The organism is Streptomyces sp. col6 (assembly GCF_008042035.1).
Lineage (GTDB): Bacteria > Actinomycetota > Actinomycetes > Streptomycetales > Streptomycetaceae > Streptomyces.
Genome location: NZ_RDBL01000013.1, coordinates 1,218,399 through 1,237,202 on the forward strand (window position 1 = coordinate 1,218,399; position 18,804 = coordinate 1,237,202).

The following is an 18,804-nucleotide window of genomic DNA, read 5'->3' on the forward strand; positions in this document are numbered from 1 at the left end:
GGACGGCCCGATCGACGCCGGGGCCAAGCTGAGCGGCMCGGCGGCCGCCAGCAGGTCGGCCGCCGTGCCGCTCAGCTTGGCCCCGGCGTCGATCGGGCCGTCCTTCTCGGCCTTGCGCTGCTCGATCCGCTCGCGCAGTTCACGCTGCGCGGCGAGCTCGGCCTCGGCCTCGGAGAGCACGGGGGCGCCTTCGGTGCCGCCCTGCGCATCGCCCCGGTCGCCGTCCCCGGCGCCGTCGTCGCCCGGACCGCCCGCCTGCGCGTCGTCCACCGCGTCGCCGTCGGCTGCCGCCCCTGGCCCGTCGGCGGGGGCGGTATCGGCCGTGGGCGCGGGGCCGGTGGCGGGGTCGTCCGGGGTGGCGGCGGTGTCGTCACCGGTGGCCGGGGTGCCGGGGGATTCCCCCCGGGGAAGCGCGGTCACAGGGTGCTCCAGTCCTGGTCGGGATAGCGGTGCACGGGCGCCGACACGTCGTCGAGCGCCTGGCGGATCTCGTCAGGAAGACTAAGCGTCTCCACTGACAACGCCTCCGTCAGCTGCTGCGCGTTGCGCGCGCCGACGATCGGCGCCGCCACCCCGGGCCGGTCCCGGACCCAGGCCAGGGCGACCTGGGCGGCGGACGTGGCCAGCCCCTCCGCCGCGGTCGCCACGGCGTCCACGATGCGGCTCGCCGCGTCGTCGAGGTACGGCTCGACGAAGGGGGCCAGCAGCTCGGACGCGCCGCGCGAGTCGGCCGGTGTCCCCGTGCGGTACTTGCCCGTCAGCACGCCCCGGCCCAGCGGCGAGGAGGACAGCAGCCCCACGCCCAGGTCGAGCGCGGCGGGCAGCACCTCGCGCTCCACGCCGCGCTGGAGCAGCGAGTACTCCATCTGCGTCGCGGCCAGCCGGGTCCGCGTCCCGGCGGCCGCCAGCTGCCAGGTCGCGGCCTTCGCCAGCTGCCAGCCGGAGAAGCCGGACACCCCGGCGTACCGGGCGCGCCCGGAGGACACCGCGAGGTCCAGGGCCTGGAGCGTCTCCTCCAGCGGGGTCTCCGGGTCGAACGCGTGGAGCTGCCACAGATCCACGTAATCCGTGCCGAGCCGTCCCAGCGAGGCGTCGAGGGCCGCCAGCAGGTGCCCGCGCGAGCCGTCGACCCTGCGGTACGGGTCGGCGACGCTGCCCGCCTTGGTGGCGATGACCAGGTCGCGCCGGGGCACCAGGCCGTCCACGAGCCGCCCGAGCAGATACTCGGCCTCGCCGCCGCCGTACACGTCGGCCGTGTCGACCAGGGTGCCGCCCGCTTCCCAGAACGCCTTCAGCTGCTCGGCGGCGTCGTGCTCGTCGGTGTCCCGGCCCCAGGTGAGGGTGCCGAGCCCGATTCGGGACACTCGAAGGCCGGTACGGCCCAGATGCCTCTGCTCCATGGGCGCTGAGATTACTGGCCGGGGCCGCACGCGTCGCAGGGCTGTGGACAACCGGCGTGGGGGCGGCCCCCTGCCGGATCCCACTCCCGCGCGCTAGAGTCCGGAGCTCAGGGACGTTACTGATCAGTAAGGGGTTCGGCTATGCGGCTCGGCATCAATCTCGGTTACTGGGGCGCGGGGATGGACGGCGACAACCTCGCCGTCGCGCAGGAGGCCGACCGGCTCGGCTACGACGTCTGCTGGGCGGCCGAGGCGTACGGCTCCGACGCACCGACCGTCCTGGCCTGGGTGGCCGCGCAGACCGAGTCCATCGACGTCGGCTCGGCGATCCTCCAGATCCCGGCGCGCCAGCCCGCGATGACGGCCATGACCGCGGCCACGCTCGACTCGCTGTCCGGCGGCCGGTTCCGCCTCGGCCTCGGTGTCTCCGGCCCGCAGGTCTCCGAGGGCTGGTACGGCGTCAAGTTCGACAAGCCGCTGGCCCGCACCCGGGAGTACGTGGAGATCGTCCGCAAGGCGATGACCCGCGAGCGGCTCTCGTACGAGGGGGAGCACTGGACGCTCCCGCTGCCGGACGGTCCGGGCAAGCCGCTCAAGCTCACCGTGCACCCGCAGCGCGAGCACATCCCGCTGTACATCGCCGCGATCGGCCCGAAGAACCTGGAGCAGACCGGTGAGATCGCCGACGGCGCCCTGCTGATCTTCCCGTCCGCCGAGCACTTGGAGGAGACCGCGGTCAGCCATCTGCGGGCCGGCCGGGAGAAGGCGGGGAAGACGATGGAGGGCTTCGACGTCTGCCCGACCGTCCCGCTCGCCGTCGGCGACGACATCCCCGGCCTCGCGGACATGTTCCGTCCGTACACCGCGCTGTACGTCGGCGGCATGGGCAGTGCCAAGCAGAACTTCTACAACCGGCTGGCGCAGCGCATGGGGTACGAGAAGGAGGCCGCCGAGATCCAGGAGAAGTACCTCGCCGGCGACAAGAGCGGCGCGGCGGCCGCCGTCCCGCACCAGCTGATCGACCAGACCACGCTGCTCGGTTCCGTGGACCGCATCGCCGAGCGCATGCAGGCCTACGCGGAGGTGGGGGTCACGACGCTGACCCTGGCGCCGGCCGGTTTCACGCTCGACGAGCGGATCGCCGCGCTGCGGGCCGGCACCGACGCGCTGGAGCGCGCCGGGCTCGCGTAGCGCCGGCACACCTACGGCCGTGGTGGGGGCTCGGGGGCCTCCCCGCCACGGCCGTCACGTGGAACAACGCGGGCGGGACCACGGGGTTACGGGGCCCTGCAAAAACGGTTCGTCCGCCGGGGTTCCGTCCCACGGACGGACCTCTCGGGGCCGCGCCCCCGCTCCGCGGCGGTCCCCCGTTCGGCCCAGTCGCCGCCCTCTCCTGTTGCCCGCCCCGGCGGGGCGCATTTGACTGGCGCTCGGCGACGCCGGCACGGAGGTGGCAGTGATGCTCTCGGCAAAGAACCTGTTCCAGGAGATCCTCGACAACGACGACTCGTTCCGGCTGTTCTGCTCCATCGCGGCCAGCGGCGAGTCCCAGGGCGGCTGGGAGAACGGCCGGATCGCGGCCCTCGTTCCCGCGAGCCAGCGCCCGCTGGCTCCCAAGATCGCCCGGCACGGTGCCGACGAGGACAAGCACGGCAGGATCTTCAACGCACTGCTCAGGAAGCGCGGCCTGGCCCCCGCTCCCGTCCCGCCGGACACCGACTACACGATGCTCCTCGAACGGCACGGCATCGGCCTCGCGCACGAGCAGCTCGGCCGCGAGGAGCCCCTGACCGAGCGCGACATCATCACCTATCTGGCCCACAGCCGGGTGACCGAGCAGCGCGCCTCCGAGCAGATGCGGCTGCTGAACAAGCACTTCGCCGACCACCCCGAGCTCGGCCGCGCGGTCCGGATGATCTCGAACGACGAGGACAACCACCTGGCGTACTGCCACGAGGAGCTGCTGCGCTTCGCGCGGGCCGGGCACGGCCGCACGATCCAGCACATCCTGCGTGAGTGCGCGCTCGCCGAGATCCGCGTCTACCGCGACGTCAGCCTCGCCGTCATGGACCACATGGGCCGGGTGCTCGGCTGGTCCCGCGCGAAGGCCGCCGTGCTCGCCGCGGGCATCCACGCCCTGTACGCGTACGAGCGCCTCGGCGGCTGGCGGCGCATGGTCAGCCTGGCGCCGCCCGCCCGGCTCGACGCCCTGGGCGGACCCGCCACGCCGGCGCCCGAGTACGCGTAGGGGCCGCGGGCCCCCGAGGCATCAGAGCCAGCCGCGGCGCTTGAACTGGCGGTACAGGCCCACGACCGCCCCCGCCATCAGCAGCAGCACCACCGGGTACGACCCGACCCAGCGCAGCTCCGGCATGTGGTCGAAGTTCATCCCGTAGATCCCCGCGACCATGGTCGGTACCGCGGCCATCGCCGCCCAGGCGGAGATCTTGCGCATGTCGTCGTTCTGCCGCACTCCCATCTGCGCGAGATGCGCGGACAGGATGTCGGACAGCAGCCGGTCCAGGCCCTCCACCTGCTCGTTGGCGCGGGTCAGATGATCCTGGACGTCCCGGAAGAACGGCTGCGCGTGCTCCTGGACGAACGGCACCCCGGCGCTCGCGAGGCGGGCCATCGGCGCGCTCAGCGGGACCGTCGCCCGGCGGAACTCCAGCACCTGGCGCTTGAAGGTGTAGATGCGCGCCGCGGTGTTCTTGGAGTCGTCCGTACCGCTCGGCGCGAAGACCTGCGTCTCCAGCTCCTCCAGGTCGACCTGGAGCTCGCCCGCCACGTCTATGTAGTGGTCCACGATCGCGTCGCTGACCGCGTACAGGACCGCCGTCGGCCCGTGCTTCAGCACCTCCGGGTCGGCCTCCAGACGGCGGCGTACGGCGGCCAGCGGCGCCCCCTCGCCGTGCCGGACCGTCACCACGAACGAGTCGCCCATGAACACCATCAGCTCATGGGTGGTCACCTGGTCGCTGTCGTGGTCGTACAGGACCGGTTTGACCACCGCGAACAGGGAGTCGTCGTACACCTCCAGCTTCGGCCGCTGGTGGGCGGAGAGCGCGTCCTCCACGGCCAGCGGGTGCAGTCCGAACTCGTGGCTGACGAGGTCGAACTCCTTCTCCGTCGGCTCGTGCAGGCCGATCCAGAGGAACGCGTCGCCGGAGGCCCGTGCCTCGGCGAGGGCATCGGAGAAGTCGGCGGGGCCCTCGGTCCGGCGTCCGTCGCGGTAGATGGCGCAGTCGACAATCACGGCGCGCATTCTTCCCTGCTTCCGGCCCGGTATGCACCTTTGGCCATGAGGCCGCGCGGCCCCCGGGGTGCCGGGGCGGGCCCGTACGCTGGAACGCATGCCCACCCTGATCCTCGTACGCCACGGACGCTCGACCGCCAACACGGCCGGAGTGCTCGCGGGCCGGACCCCCGGTGTCGCCCTCGACGAGCGCGGTGCCGGACAGGCCGCAGCGCTCCCCGGAAGGCTGGCCGCGCTGCCGCTGGCCGCCGCCGTCAGCAGCCCCCTGCAACGGTGCCGGGAGACCCTGGCGCCCCTGCTGGACGCCCGCCCGGACCTGCCGCTGCACATCGAGGACCGGATCAGCGAGTGCGACTACGGCGACTGGTCGGGCCGCAAACTCGCCGAACTCACCGACGAACCGCTGATGACCGTGGTCCAGCAGCACCCCTCCGCCGCCGCCTTCCCCGGCGGCGAGTCGATGCGCGCGATGCAGGCCCGCGCCGTCGACGCCGTACGGGAGTGGAACGCGCGGATCGAGGCGGAGCACGGCGAGCACGCGGTCTACGTCATGTGCTCGCACGGCGACATCATCAAGTCCGTGGTCGCCGACGCGCTCGGCATGCATCTGGACCTCTTCCAGCGCGTCCAGGCCGACCCGTGCTCGGTCACCGCGATCCGCTACACCCGGCTGCGCCCCTATCTGCTGCGCCTCGGCGACACGGGCGACCTCGCCGGACTCGCGCCCCGCGAACCGGGCCCGGACACCGGCGCCGCACAGGACGCGGCGGTAGGGGGCGGCGCTGGGGCGCCGTGATCGCCGCGCGCAGTAGGGTGGACGCGCCGTAGAACGCTTTCCGAGGCTCCGGCCCCACCCTCATCCGCCGTCGACTCTCAAGGGAGACAGGACGTGTCCCGTCAGGTGTTCCTCTACGACCCCCCGGACCGCTTCGTGGCCGGCACGGTCGGGCTGCCTGGACGCCGTACGTTCTTCCTGCAGGCATCCTCAGGCGGACGTGTCACCAGCGTGGCCCTGGAGAAGACCCAGGTCGCCGCCCTCGCCGAGCGCGTGGACGAACTGCTCGACGAGGTGGTGCGGCGCACCGGCGGCAACTCCCCGGTGCCCGCCGTCGCTCCCACGGACGTCACCGACACCGCCCCGCTCGACAACCCCGTCGAGGAGGAGTTCCGCGTCGGCACCATGGCGCTCGCCTGGGACGGCGAGGAACAGCGCATGATCGTCGAGGCCCAGGCCCTGGTCGAGCTGGACGCCGACTCCGTCGAGGACCTGGCCGAGGCCGAGGAGCGGCTGCTCCAGGACGAGGAGAACGGCCCGCCGATGCTCCGTGTCCGGCTCACCGGCGCCCAGGCCCGCGCGTTCGCCAAGCGCGCCCTGGACGTGGTCAACGCGGGCCGTCCGCCGTGCCCGCTGTGCAGCCTGCCGCTCGACCCGGAAGGACACGTATGCCCGCGCCAGAACGGATACCGCCGGGGCGCCTGACCGACGCGGAGCAGGTCGCCCTGCTGGCCGAGGGCACGCTCACCGTCCTCGGGCAGGTCCGCGGGGCGTCCAACGCGGTGCTGTACTGCTCCGTCGCCCACGAGGGCGAGGAGGCGTACTGCGTGTACAAGCCGGTCGCCGGGGAGCAGCCCCTGTGGGACTTCCCCGACGGCACCCTCGCCCAGCGCGAGGTGGCCGCCTACGCGGTCTCCGAGGCCACGGGCTGGGGCCTGGTACCGCCCACCGTGCTGCGGGACGGCCCGTACGGACAGGGCATGTGCCAGCTCTGGATCGAGGCCGAGGAGCCGGGCGGGGACGAGCCGGGGCTGCTCGCGCTCGTGGAGGACGAGGAGCCCGGCGAGGGCTGGAAGGCCGTGGCGTTCGCCGAGGTGGGGGAGGGGAAGACCGCCCTGCTGGTGCACGCGGACGATCCCCGGCTGCGGCGGCTGGCGGTACTGGACGCGGTGATCAACAACGGCGACCGCAAGGGCGGCCACCTGCTGCCCGCGCCCGGCGGCCGGCTCTACGGCATCGACCACGGCGTGACCTTCAACGCCGACGACAAGCTGCGCACCCTGCTCTGGGGCTGGGCGGGCGAACCCCTGACCGCGGAGGCCGTCGAGGTCCTCGACCGGCTGGCCGCGGAACTGGAGCCCGGGGCCGCACTCGTCACCCGGCTGGCCGAACTCATCACGGCGGCCGAGATCGAGGCCCTGCGGGTCCGCGTGGGCGGCCTGCGGACGAGCGGGGTGCACCGGGAGCCGAGCGGCGAGTGGCCCGCCATCCCCTGGCCGCCGGTCTGACGCCCGCGCCGGCCGGCCGTCGGCCGGCGCTCCCGGATGCATGTCCGGGGCCGGGGCGCAAGAGTGCCTCTTCGGTCAGGATCGCCCCTCCGGTTCGTATCCGGAAGCCGCATCCGGTTACGCTCGTGACATGCATGCCTGGCCCGCTTCTGAGGTCCCCGCCCTGCCCGGCAAGGGCCGCGACCTTCGGATCCACGACACCGCGACCGGCGGACGGATCACCCTTGACCCCGGTCCCGTCGCCCGCATCTACGTCTGCGGCATCACGCCGTACGACGCGACCCATATGGGTCATGCGGCGACCTACAACGCGTTCGACCTCGTGCAGCGCGTGTGGCTCGACACCAAGCGGCAGGTTCACTATGTCCAGAACGTGACGGACGTGGACGACCCGCTGCTGGAGCGGGCCGTGCGCGACGGACAGGACTGGACCGAACTCGCCGAGCGCGAGACGGCCCTGTTCCGGGAGGACATGACCGCGCTGCGCATGCTCCCGCCGCGCCACTACATCGGAGCCGTCGAGGCGATACCCGGCATCGTGCCGCTCGTCGAACGGCTCCGCGACGCGGGCGCCGCCTACGAACTCGACGGGGACGTCTACTTCTCCGTCGACACCGACCCGCACTTCGGCGAGGTGTCCCACCTCGACGCCGAGGCGATGCGCCTGCTCTCCGCCGAACGCGGCGGCGACCCGGAGCGCCCCGGCAAGAAGAACCCGCTCGACCCCATGCTCTGGATGGCCGCCCGCGAGGGCGAGCCCAGCTGGGACGGCGGCTCCCTCGGCGCCGGACGCCCCGGCTGGCACATCGAGTGCGTGGCCATCGCCCTCGACCACCTCGGCATGGGCTTCGACGTCCAGGGCGGCGGCTCCGACCTGGCCTTCCCGCACCACGAGATGGGCGCGTCGCACGCCCAGGTGCTCACCGGCGAGCACCCCTTCGCCCAGGCGTACGTGCACGCCGGGATGGTCGCTCTGGACGGCGAGAAGATGTCCAAGTCCAGGGGCAACCTCGTCTTCGTCTCGGCCCTGCGCCGCGACGGCGTGGACCCGGCGGCGATCCGCCTGGCCCTGCTCGCCCACCACTACCGCTCCGACTGGGAGTGGACCGACCAGGTGCTCGCCGACGCGGTGGCCCGGCTCGACCGCTGGCGCGCCGCCGTCTCCCGCCCCGACGGGCTGTCCGCCGACGCCCTGGTCGAGGAGGTCCGCGCGGCCCTCGCCGACGACCTGGACGCCCCGGCCGCGCTGGCCGCCGTGGACCGCTGGGCCGAGCGGCAGACCGCCGAGGGCGGTACGGACGAGGGGGCGCCCGGCCTTGTCTCCCGCGCCGTCGACGCCCTGCTCGGTGTCGCGCTCTAGCCGCCTTCTTCGTAACTCTCCGTCGTAACAGCCGACTTCGCCGGCCCCGGACTTCTTGATGAAGTTCGGGGCCGGTTCCGTTTTGTCCATGGTCAAATGCTCGGTGCTGCGCTAAAAGCGCTCTATGCAATCATCAACGCGCATCAGATCGGCGGTAGTTGCAGCGCTGCTGGGACTGCTCGCCGTACTCACCGGGCCGGGCGCCGCCCGTGCCGACGACACGGCGGAGCCCGTCGGCACGACGGTCGGTGACCTCACCGGTTTCGCGGCCGACGGGGCCGTGTACCGCCTGACGGCGGGGGCGGCCAAGGCCCGCGTCAGCTTCGTCTCCGAGGAGACCTTCCGTATCGAACTCGCCCCGGACGGCACCTTCCAGGACCCGGCCGGCGACGCCATCGTCCTGCCGCAGGGCACACCGCCCCGCACCCGCTGGAAGGAGCGCGGCGACCGCTACGAGCTCTCCACCCGCAGCGTCACCCTCCGTGTCTACAAGTCGCCTCTGCGGTTCGCTCTGTACCGGGCCGACGGCAGCCAGGTCTGGTCCGAGGCGAAGGGGCTGAGCTGGGACGCCGACCAGACCACCCAGACCCTCGCCCGGGGCGCGAACGAGCAGTTCTACGGCGCCGGCATGCAGAACGGCCGGGGCAACACCTCGCACCGCGGCAAGACCGTCGAGGTGGGTGTCGACTACAACTGGGACGACGGCGGCCACCCCAACTCGGTGCCGTTCTACCTCTCCTCGGCCGGCTACGGCGTCTTCCGCAACACCTTCGCCCCCGGCACCTACGCGTTCAACGACCCGGTGACCACCAGCGAGAAGGAGCAGCGCTTCGACGCGTACTACTTCGCGGGCGACAGCGCCAAGGACGTCATCGGCCAGTACACGCAGCTCACCGGCAAGCCCTTCCTGCCGCCCGTCTACGGCATGGAGATCGGCGACGCCGACTGCTACCTGCACAACGCCAACCGCGGTGAGCGTCACACCCTGGACGCGCTGAAGGTCGCCGACGGCTACCTCGACAACGACATGCCCAACGGCTGGATGCTTGTCAACGACGGCTACGGCTGCGGCTACGAGAACCTCGCCGAGACCGCGAAGGGCCTCCAGGACCGCGGCATGCAGGCCGGTCTGTGGACCGAGGACGGCATCGACAAGCTCGGCGACCAGGTCAAGGCCGGCCAGCGCGTCGCCAAGCTGGACGTGGCCTGGGTCGGCGCGGGCTACAAGTTCGCCCTGGACGGCTGCAAGGACGCCTACAAGGGCATCGAGGCCAACAGCGACGCCCGCGGCTTCACGTACGCCCCCGAGAGCTGGTCCGGCGCGCAGCGCTGCGGCGTCCAGTGGTCCGGCGACCAGTACGGCACCTGGGACTACATCCGCTGGCAGATCCCGACCTACGCGGGCGCCACGATGTCCGGCCTCGCCTACACCACGGGCGACGTCGACGGCATCTTCGGCGGCAGCGCCAAGACGTACACCCGTGACCTCCAGTGGAAGATGTTCCTGGGGACCACGATGACCATGGACGGCTGGGCGGCCAGCGACAAGCAGCCCTTCCGCTACGGCGAGCCGTACACCTCCATCAACCGCGACTACCTCAAGCTCAAGGAGTCGCTGCTGCCCTACCAGTACTCCTACGCCCACGAGGCGACGAAGACCGGTGTCGGCATGGTCCGGCCGCTGGCCCTGGAGTACCCGGACGACCCGAAGGCCGCGACCGACACCGCGAAGTACGAGTTCATGTCGGGCGAGGACTTCCTCGTCGCCCCGGTCTACGAGGACAGCACCGAGCGCGACGGCATCTACCTGCCGAAGGGCACCTGGACCGACTACTGGAGCGGGCGCACCTACCAGGGCCCCGTCACCCTCGACGACTACAGCGCCCCGCTCGACACCCTGCCGCTGTTCGTGAAGGCCGGGGCGAGCGTGCCGATGTGGCCGGGCATCCGCTCGTACACCGACCGCACCGCCTCCTCCCCGCTGGCCTGGGACATCTACCCGCAGGGCCGCTCCTCGTTCACGCTGTACGAGGACGACGGCGTCACCCGTGAGCACCGCGACGGTGCGTACGCCACGCAGACCGCCGACGTCCGCGCACCCTCCCGGGGCTCCGGCGACGTCACCGTGGACATCGGGGCGAGCAAGGGGAGGTTCGACGGCAAGCAGCGCAGCCGCCCCTACGAGTTCACCGTGCACACCGGCTCCGAGCCGAGCGCGGTCCGGCTGAACGGCACGCTGCCCCGGCTCACCTCGGCCGCCGCGTACGCGAAGGCGAAGCAGGGCTGGTTCTACGACCGGGACGACCGGGGCGGGGTGGTCAGGATCAAGACCGCACCGCTCTCCACGGACCGCAAGTTCTCCGTCGAGCTGAAGCACACCAGTGCGGTCGGCGGCCGGAGCGCCGCCGCCACCGCCGCCGTCTCCGCCCCGCGCGGCCAGGAGGCCGGTGCGGGCGCCCCGAGCACCGTCGCCGTGGACGTCACGGCGGGCAGGGCCGATGTGACGGACGCGTCCGTCACGCTCGACGTCCCGAAGGGCTGGCAAGCCACCCCCGCCGCGCCCGTCGGGCGGATACCGGCGGGCACCACCCGCCGCGTCGCGGTCGAGGTCACCCCGGCGAAGGACGCCAAGGCGGGCGAGGCGCGGCTGACCGCCCTCGCGCGCTACCGGTCGGCGGGCGAGTCCCGCACCGCCACGGAGCGGCTGGCGGTCTCCGTCATGCCGGCGCCGCCCACCGGTGAGACCTGGGCGAGCGACATGGAGTGGCTGAACGCGGTCAACGGCTACGGCCCCGCCGAACGCGACCGCAGCAACGGCGAGTCGGGCGCTGCCGACGGGCACCCGCTCGCACTGGCCGGGAAGACGTACGAAAAGGGGATCGGCACCCACGCCGACTCCGACATCGAGGTCTACCTCGGCGGCCGGTGCTCCCGTTTCACCGCGGACGCGGGCATCGACGACGAGATCAATGGGTACGGCGAGGTCGCGTTCTCCGTCGAGGCGGACGGCAAGGTGCTGTGGACCTCGCCGAAGGTGACCGGCGCTTCGGAGGCCGTACCGGTCGACGTGGCGCTCGACGGAGCGCGCCATGTGCGTCTCAAGGTCACGGACACCAACGGGTCCAAGACCGGTGACCACGGGGACTGGGCCGCGGCGCGCTTCAGCTGTTCCTGAATGCCGGTCGCACAGCGAAGGAGCCGGGCGGGTGCGTACCCGCCCGGCTCCGTGCCGCTCTCAGCCCCGCGAGCCGGGGCCGTCGTCGTCCGGCTCGCCGCCGTCCGGACGGTCCTCGGCCGGCCCGCCACCGCCCGTGCGGTCGTCGTCCGCACCGGAGACGTCCGGGCCGTCGCCGTCCGGCTGTTCGTCGCCGGGGGTCTGCGCCGGGCCGCCCTCCGTGCCCGTGGCCCGGTCGCCGGGCCCGTCGGCCGGTGGCCGGCCGGTCGCCGACCGGCCGGGACCCTCGGGCTGGGCGGGACCTCCCGGCTGGCCGGGCCCCGGCTTCGGCGGTCTCGTCCGGCCGCTCGACGTGTCCCGGAGGTACGTCGCGTCCCCGCTCTCCGTGGCATGCCCGCCGGGCGGCTGCGCGGGGCCCGGGTCGCGGCGCCGCAGATAGCGCTCGAACTCCCGGGCGATCGCCTCACCGCTCGCCTCGGGCAGCTCCGCGGTGTCCCGGGCCTCCTCCAGCGTCTGCACGTACTCGGCCACCTCGCTGTCCTCGGCGGCCAGTTGGTCGACCCCGACCTGCCAGGCGCGGGCGTCCTCGGGCAGTTCGCCGAGCGGGATGCGCAGCCCGAGCAGGTCCTCCAGACGGTTCAGCAGAGCCAGTGTGGCCTTGGGGTTGGGCGGCTGCGACACGTAGTGCGGCACCGCCGCCCACAGGCTCACCGCGGGCACGCCCGCGTGCGTGCACGCCTCCTGGAGGATGCCGACGATGCCGGTCGGGCCCTCGTACCTGGTCTCCTCCAGGTCCATGGTGCGCGCCAGATCGGGGTCGGACGTCACCCCGCTGACCGGGACCGGGCGGGTGTGCGGGGTGTCGCCGAGCAGCGCACCGAGCACCACCACCATCTCGACGCCCAGTTCGTGCGCGAAGCCCAGGATCTCGTTGCAGAACGAGCGCCAGCGCATGGACGGTTCGATGCCCCGGACCAGCACGAGGTCGCGTGGCTTGTCCCCGCCGACGCGGACCACGGAGAGCCGGGTCGTCGGCCAGGTGATCTTGCGCACCCCGCCGTCCAGAAAGACGGTCGGGCGGTTGACCTGGAAGTCGTAGTAGTCCTCGGCGTCCAGCGCTGCGAACACCTCGCCCTTCCACTCCCGGTCCAGATGCGCGACCGCCGTGGAGGCGGCGTCACCTGCGTCGTTCCACCCCTCGAACGCGGCCACCATGACCGGGTCGATCAGCTCGGGAACCCCCTCGAGCTCGATCACCCAGGCCTCCTTCCGAAGTTCCCTTGCGTACGGACCAACCTTACGGCTTGTGGCCTCCCGGACCGCAGCCCCCGTGCACGGCCGGGTGAAGAGGGTGTATCGGGGTGCGGAACCCCCCTCAGTGGGGCAACGTACTCTCGATACATCCGAGCTGTCGGCCAAAAATTCGCGCATCGCTCTGGACTTGCCGCCTCGGAGGCGGCTATACATCGGATGACCGGCACAGAGGTCCGATGTTAATTCCCCTGGGGGCGCGCATGAGCCAGACCGTCACGGATTTCGAGGTCCACGACATCCGATTTCCGACCTCGGAACAACTGGACGGTTCGGACGCCATGAACCCCGACCCCGACTACTCGGCGGCCTACGTGGTCCTGCGGACCGACGCCGCCGGTGCGGACGGCGACCCGGTCGAGGGCCACGGCTTCTGCTTCACCATCGGCCGGGGCAACGAGGTCATGGCCGCCGCCATCGAGGCGCTGCGGCCCTATCTGACCGGGCGTTCCGCACCGCGTACGGCGGCGGACCTCGGCGCCCTGTACCGGGAGCTGACCCATGACTCCCAACTCCGCTGGCTGGGGCCCGAGAAGGGTGTGATGCACATGGCGGCCGGTGCGGTGGTCAACGCCGCCTGGGACCTGGCCGCCAAGCTGGCGGGCAGACCCGTCTGGCAGTTCCTGGCGGAGATGACACCCGAGGAGCTGGTCTCCCTCGTCGACTTCCGCTACCTCACCGACGCCCTCACCCCCGACGAGGCACTGGCGATCCTGCGCGCCGCCGGACCGGGCCGCGCCGAACGCACCGCCCGGCTGCGCGCCGAGGGCTACCCCGCGTACACCACCTCGCCCGGCTGGCTCGGCTACTCCGACGACAAGCTCGTCCGGCTCGCCGAGCAGGCCGTCGCCGACGGCTTCACCCAGATCAAGCTCAAGGTCGGCGGCCGGGTCGACGACGACGTCCGCCGGATGGCGCTCGCCCGCAAGGCCGTCGGCCCCGGCGTCCGTATCGCCGTCGACGCCAACCAGCGCTGGGACGTCGCCGACGCCGTCGCGTGGATGACCGCGCTGGCCCCGTACGACCCGCACTGGATCGAGGAGCCGACCAGTCCCGACGACGTACTCGGCCACGCCGCCGTGCGCGCCGGGCAGCCGGTCAAGGTCGCCACCGGGGAGCACGTCGCCAACCGGGTCGTCTTCAAGCAGCTGCTCCAGGCCGGCGCCGTCGACTTCGTCCAGATCGACGCCGCACGGGTCGCCGGCGTCAACGAGAACCTCGCGATCCTGCTGCTGGCCGCCAAGTACGGCGTCCCGGTCTGCCCGCACGCCGGCGGCGTCGGCCTGTGCGAACTCGTCCAGCACCTCTCGATGTTCGACTACGTGGCCGTCTCCGGCACCCGCGAGGACCGGGTCATCGAGTACGTCGACCACCTCCACGAGCACTTCGTCGACCCCGCCGTCATCGAGAACGGGCACTACACGGCCCCCGCGTCGCCCGGCTTCTCGGCCAGGATGCGCCCCGAGTCGATCGCCGCCCACCGCTACCCGCAGGGCCCCGTCTGGCAGGCCCGCCGCACCGAGAAGGAGAACGCCCGATGACCGGCACACGCGACTTCGAGGGCATGAACGCCCTGGTGACGGGCGGCGCCTCCGGGATAGGGGCCGCCGTCACCACCCTGCTCCTGGAACGCGGGGCCCGCGTCGCCGTCCTCGACCGGGACATCACGGGCGCCCCCGACGGCGCCCTCGCCGTCGAGGCCGACGTCACCGACGACGCGGCCGTGCGCGCCGGAGTGGACCGGGCCGCCGCCGAACTCGGCTCCCTGCACACCCTGGTCTCCAACGCGGGCATCGGCGCCATCGGCACCGTCGAGGACAACGACGACGCCGAGTGGGCCCGGGTCCTCGACATCAACGTCCTCGGCATGGTCCGCGCCGCCCGGCACGCCCTGCCGCACCTGCGCCGGGCCGCAGCCGAGCGCCCCGGCGCCGTATCCATCACCCACACCTGCTCCATCGCCGCGACCGCCGGGCTGCCCCAGCGCGCCCTGTACAGCGCGAGCAAGGGCGCCGTCCTCTCGCTCACCCTCGCCATGGCCGCCGACCACGTCCGCGAGGGCGTCCGCGTCAACTGCGTCAACCCGGGCACCGCCGACACGCCCTGGATCGGCCGGCTCCTGGAGCAGGCCGACGACCCGGCCGCCGAACGCGCCGCCCTCGACGCCCGGCAGCCGCTGGGCCGGCTGGTCTCCGCCGGCGAGGTGGCCGCCGCGGTCGTCTACCTCGCGAGCCCCGCCGCGGCCTCCGTGACGGGAACCGCCCTCGCCGTCGACGGCGGGATGCAGGGCCTGCGCCTGCGCCCCGCCGACCGCTGAACCCGCACCGCCGCCATGCCAACCGGGCTCCGAGCCGCGACCCACAAAGGAACGGGACACCAATGAGAGTGCGTACGACGAGTGCGGCAGCCTGTGCCGTACTGCTGGCCGTCACCGCCCTCGCGGGCTGCAACCGCGAATCGTCGGACAGCGGCGCGGGCGGCGGCAAGGTCGGCATCGACCTGCCGCGCAGCGACAGCGACTTCTGGAACTCGTACCAGAACTACATCAAGAAGGGCGTCAAGGACGGCGAGGTCTCCGCCCTCCCGCTGACCAACTCGCAGAACGACATCGGCAAGCTCGTCGCCAACGTGCAGACGTTCACCGACCAGGGCGCCAAGGCCGTGGTGATGGCCCCGCAGGACACCGGCGCGATAGCCGAGTCGCTCAACAGCCTCAACGACAGGAAGATCCCCGTCGTCAGTGTCGACACCCGCCCCGACAAGGGCGACATCTACATGGTGGTGCGCGCCGACAACAAGGCGTACGGCACCAACGCCTGCAAGTACCTCGGCGAGCAGCTGAAAGGCAAGGGCAAGGTCGTCGAGTTCCAGGGCGACCTGTCCTCCATCAACGGCCGCGACCGCTCCGAGGCGTTCAAGGCGTGCATGGACAAGGACTTCCCCGGCATCAAGGTGTTCGAGCTGGCCACCGACTGGAAGGGCGACGTCGCCTCCGCGAAGCTCCAGTCGACGCTGGCCGCACACCCGGACATCAACGGCATCTACATGCAGGCCGGCGGCGTCTTCCTGCAGCCGACCCTCGCGCTCCTGGAACAGAAGAAGCTGCTGAAGCCCGCCGGTTCGGACGGCCACATCACCATCATCTCCAACGACGGCATCCCCGAGGAGTTCGACGCCATCAGGGCCGGGAAGATCGACGCGACGATCTCCCAGCCCGCCGACCTGTACGCGAAGTACGCGCTGTACTACGCGAAGGCGGCGCTGGACGGCAAGACCTTCGAGGCGGGCCCCACCGACCACGACTCCACCATCATCAAGATCCCGAACGGCTACGAGGACCAGCTTCCCGCACCCCTGGTCACCAAGGAGAACGTCGACGACCCGAAGCTGTGGGCCAACCAGCTGGAGAAGAAGAACTAGCCATGGACGCTCAGGCACCACCACCCGCCGTACAGGCGGAAGGCGTCGTCAAACGCTTCGGGCCTACCGTGGCGCTCGACGGGGTGAAGCTGACCGTACGGCCCGGCGAGTCGCACGCGCTCGTCGGCCGCAACGGCGCCGGCAAGTCCACGCTGGTCGGCGTCCTGACCGGGCTGCACAAGGCGGACGCGGGCACGGTCACCTTCGGCGGCGAGCCCGCGCCCGCCTTCGGCGACACCACGGCCTGGCAGTCCAGGGTCGCCTGCGTCTACCAGAAGTCCATGGTGGTCCCCGATCTGACCGTCGCCGAGAACCTCTTCCTCAACCGCTTCGACGAGAACACCCGCTGGATCAGCTGGGGAAGGCTGCGCAAGCGCGCCGAGCAGCTGCTCGCCGTGTACGGCGTCCAGGTCGACCCGAACACCCGGGCACGCGATCTCGCGGTCGAGCAGCGGCAGTTCGTGGAGATCGCCCGCGCGCTGTCCTTCGGCGCCCGGCTGATCGTCCTGGACGAGCCGACCGCCCAGCTCGACGCCCGGGGCATCGCCCGCCTCTTCGACAAGCTCCGCGAACTGCAGAGCCGGGGCGTGGCGTTCCTCTTCATCTCGCACCACCTCCAGGAGGTGTACGAGCTGTGCACCGCGGTCACCGTCTACCGCGACGCCCGGCACGTCCTGACCGCCCCCGTCGCCGAGGTCGCCAAGGAGGACCTGGTCGCGGCCATGACCGGGGAGAAGGCCGCCGGCGCGACCGCCTGGCACGCGGCGGGCGGGACGGCGCCCGACTCGTCCGCCGAGCCCGTCCTGAGCACCGAACAGCTCAGCCTCCCGGGCCGGTTCGAGCCCCTGGACCTTCAGGTCCGCCCCGGCGAGGTGCTGGGCCTCGCCGGAGCGGCGGCCAGCGGCAACACCGCCGTCGGCGAGGTGCTGGCCGGAATGCGCAAGGCGGGCGGCGGCACGGTCCGGGTGCGGGGCAGGGCCGTACGGGCGGGCAGCGTGCCGGACGCGCTGGCCGCCGGGATCGGCTACATCCCGGAGGACCGGCACGACCAGGGCCTCGTCCCGGAGCGCAGCGTCGCAGAGAACGCCACCCTCACGGTGGCCGACCAGCTCGGCCCGTGGGGGACCGTCCTGCCCTCGCGTACCAGGGAGTTCGCCCGGGGGATGATCGCCTCGCTCGACATCAAGACCCAGGGCCCCGAGCAGCCCGTCTCCGGGCTCTCCGGCGGCAACCAGCAGAAGGTCGTGGTCGCCCGCGCCCTGGCCCGCGACCCCAGCGTGCTTGTGGCGGTCCGGCCCACCGCGGGCGTGGACGTCAAGTCCAAGGACTCGCTCCTCGGAGTCGTACGCCGGGTCGCCGACGCGGGCAACGCCGCCGTCGTCGTCTCGGACGAACTGGACGATCTGCGGGTCTGCGACCGGGTCCTCGCCCTGTTCCACGGGCGGGTCGTCGCAACGTTCGACAGCGGGTGGACCGACGGGGAACTCGTCGCCGCCATGGAAGGTGTGGGGGAGAGGGAATGACCGGCACGGTACGGCCGTCCACGGCCGACGACTTCGACACGGCGCTGAAAGGCTCCCCGGGCGGGAACACCCCGCTGAGCAGGCTCAGACTGATCCGGTGGAGCGACTTCTCCCTGGTGCCGGTGATTCTGGTCCTGATGCTGATCGGCTTCATCGTCTCGCCGGTCTTCCTCACCTCCGACAACCTGATCAGCGTCGTCCAGCAGTCCTCCGAACTGAGCCTGCTGGTCCTCGGCCAGGCCCTGATCCTCATCTGCGGCCGGATGGACCTCTCGCTGGAGTCCACGATCGGCATCGCGCCCGTCGTCGCGATGTGGCTGGTGCTGCCCACCGACGGCGGCCGTTTCGCCGGCCTCGGGCTGCTCCCCGCCTGGTCCGCGATCCCGCTCTGCCTGCTGGTCGGCCTCGCGATCGGTGCCGTCAACGGCTTCCTGATGCTCAAGCTCCGGGTCAACGGCTTCATCGCCACGCTCGGCATGCTCACGATGCTGCGCGGCCTCCACATCGGCATCACCGAGGGCAAGTCCATCACCGACGTCCCGGAGTCCTTCCGCTACCTCGGCAAGAGCGAGTGGTTCGGGGTCCCGGCCGCCGTCTGGATCTGCCTGGTCCTCTTCGGGACCGGCGGCGCCGCGCTGGCCTGGCTGCGCCACGGACGCGCGCTGTACGCGATCGGCGGCAACCCGGAAGCGGCCCGCGCGGCCGGTATCCGCGTCGACCGGGTCACCTGGATCGTCCTCGCCGTCGGCGGCCTGCTCGCGGCCTTCGCCGGCATCCTCTACACCGGCCACTACGGGGCGGTCGCCGCCACCCAGGGCGACGGCTGGATCTTCCAGGTGTTCGCCGCCGCGGTGATCGGCGGCATCAGCCTCAAGGGCGGCCGGGGCACGCTGTTCGGCGCCCTGACCGGCGTACTGACGCTCCAACTGGTCGTCAACGTCATGACCCTCGGCGGCGTCCCGGCCCTGTGGAACCAGTTCCTCAACGGCGCCATCATCATCGTCGCCCTGGTCATCTCCCGCTACGCGAGCGGCGAGAAGCAGGACTGAACCACTCGGTCCTCAAACGCCGGACGG

At 72.1% G+C, this 18,804-nt stretch carries 15 protein-coding genes and 1 pseudogene; 12 read left to right on the forward strand and 4 right to left on the reverse strand.

The annotated features are described in order from the left end of the window. Together EAO73_RS22200 and EAO73_RS22205 are read right to left on the reverse strand one after the other, a co-directional pair. A pseudogene (locus tag EAO73_RS22200) lies at positions 1 to 420 on the reverse strand (DNA helicase RecD); the annotation flags it as partial. Then, the gene (locus EAO73_RS22205; protein WP_147973230.1) at positions 417 to 1,400 is read right to left on the reverse strand and encodes an aldo/keto reductase; all 984 of its coding nucleotides are present in this window, start codon (positions 1,398 to 1,400) and stop codon (positions 417 to 419) included. The pseudogene EAO73_RS22200 and the gene EAO73_RS22205, both read right to left, overlap by 4 nt. Positions 1,401 to 1,541: 141 nt before the next feature. Between EAO73_RS22205 and EAO73_RS22210 the strand changes: the two genes are divergently transcribed. Together EAO73_RS22210 and EAO73_RS22215 are read left to right on the forward strand one after the other, a co-directional pair. Beyond that, a complete protein-coding gene (locus EAO73_RS22210) occupies positions 1,542 to 2,591 on the forward strand; it encodes an LLM class F420-dependent oxidoreductase (protein ID WP_147973231.1) in 1,050 nt (349 codons plus the stop codon). A gap of 268 nt (positions 2,592 to 2,859) precedes the next feature. Beyond that, positions 2,860 to 3,648, forward strand: a complete 789-nt coding sequence (locus tag EAO73_RS22215) for a ferritin-like domain-containing protein (protein ID WP_147973593.1) — start codon at positions 2,860 to 2,862, stop codon at positions 3,646 to 3,648. Positions 3,649 to 3,669: 21 nt separating this feature from the next. Here EAO73_RS22215 and corA read toward each other — a convergent pair whose 3' ends face one another. Next, positions 3,670 to 4,665 (reverse strand): magnesium/cobalt transporter CorA, encoded by a 996-nt coding sequence (gene corA, locus EAO73_RS22220; protein WP_147973232.1) that lies wholly within the window; start codon positions 4,663 to 4,665, stop codon positions 3,670 to 3,672. An 88-nt stretch (positions 4,666 to 4,753) separates the two neighbouring features. Here corA and EAO73_RS22225 point away from each other — a divergent pair, with 88 nt between their 5' ends. The 5 genes from EAO73_RS22225 to EAO73_RS22245 all read left to right on the forward strand — a co-directional run bounded on the left by EAO73_RS22225 (position 4,754) and on the right by EAO73_RS22245 (position 11,474). Next, on the forward strand, positions 4,754 to 5,452 hold the full coding sequence (locus EAO73_RS22225; protein ID WP_147973233.1) for a histidine phosphatase family protein: 699 nt from the start codon (positions 4,754 to 4,756) through the stop codon (positions 5,450 to 5,452). Between the two features lie 93 nt (positions 5,453 to 5,545). Then, positions 5,546 to 6,136: a DUF3090 domain-containing protein gene (locus EAO73_RS22230; RefSeq protein WP_019521000.1), complete on the forward strand. Its 591-nt coding sequence runs from the start codon at positions 5,546 to 5,548 to the stop codon at positions 6,134 to 6,136. Further along, positions 6,100 to 6,939, forward strand: a complete 840-nt coding sequence (locus EAO73_RS22235; protein WP_147973234.1) for an SCO1664 family protein — start codon at positions 6,100 to 6,102, stop codon at positions 6,937 to 6,939. Before EAO73_RS22230 ends, EAO73_RS22235 begins: the two co-directional genes overlap by 37 nt. Before the next feature lie 130 nt (positions 6,940 to 7,069). Continuing rightward, entirely contained in the window at positions 7,070 to 8,299 is a 1,230-nt protein-coding gene (gene mshC / locus EAO73_RS22240; protein ID WP_147973235.1) for a cysteine--1-D-myo-inosityl 2-amino-2-deoxy-alpha-D-glucopyranoside ligase, read from the forward strand. Positions 8,300 to 8,423: 124 nt separating this feature from the next. Then, positions 8,424 to 11,474: an NPCBM/NEW2 domain-containing protein gene (locus EAO73_RS22245; RefSeq protein WP_147973236.1), complete on the forward strand. Its 3,051-nt coding sequence runs from the start codon at positions 8,424 to 8,426 to the stop codon at positions 11,472 to 11,474. A 60-nt stretch (positions 11,475 to 11,534) separates the two neighbouring features. Here the strand turns inward: EAO73_RS22245 and EAO73_RS22250 are convergent, their stop codons facing one another. Further along, on the reverse strand, positions 11,535 to 12,731 hold the full coding sequence (locus EAO73_RS22250; protein ID WP_147973237.1) for a PAC2 family protein: 1,197 nt from the start codon (positions 12,729 to 12,731) through the stop codon (positions 11,535 to 11,537). 257 nt (positions 12,732 to 12,988) lie between these two features. Between EAO73_RS22250 and EAO73_RS22255 the strand changes: the two genes are divergently transcribed. The 5 genes from EAO73_RS22255 (at position 12,989) to EAO73_RS22275 (ending at position 18,777) form a co-directional block, all read left to right on the forward strand. Then, on the forward strand, positions 12,989 to 14,326 hold the full coding sequence (locus tag EAO73_RS22255) for an L-fuconate dehydratase (protein ID WP_147973238.1): 1,338 nt from the start codon (positions 12,989 to 12,991) through the stop codon (positions 14,324 to 14,326). Then, a complete protein-coding gene (locus tag EAO73_RS22260) occupies positions 14,323 to 15,102 on the forward strand; it encodes an SDR family NAD(P)-dependent oxidoreductase (protein WP_147973239.1) in 780 nt (259 codons plus the stop codon). The genes EAO73_RS22255 and EAO73_RS22260 overlap by 4 nt, the downstream gene beginning before the upstream one ends. A 62-nt stretch (positions 15,103 to 15,164) precedes the next feature. Next, positions 15,165 to 16,205 carry a sugar ABC transporter substrate-binding protein gene (locus tag EAO73_RS22265; protein WP_147973240.1) on the forward strand — a complete coding sequence of 347 codons (1,041 nt, stop codon included), beginning with the start codon at positions 15,165 to 15,167 and terminating at the stop codon, positions 16,203 to 16,205. Between the two features lie 2 nt (positions 16,206 to 16,207). After that, the gene (locus tag EAO73_RS22270) at positions 16,208 to 17,728 is read left to right on the forward strand and encodes a sugar ABC transporter ATP-binding protein (RefSeq protein ID WP_147973241.1); all 1,521 of its coding nucleotides are present in this window, start codon (positions 16,208 to 16,210) and stop codon (positions 17,726 to 17,728) included. Then, entirely contained in the window at positions 17,725 to 18,777 is a 1,053-nt protein-coding gene (locus EAO73_RS22275) for an ABC transporter permease (protein ID WP_147973242.1), read from the forward strand. The genes EAO73_RS22270 and EAO73_RS22275 overlap by 4 nt, the downstream gene beginning before the upstream one ends. The last annotated feature ends 27 nt before the right edge of the window (positions 18,778 to 18,804 follow it).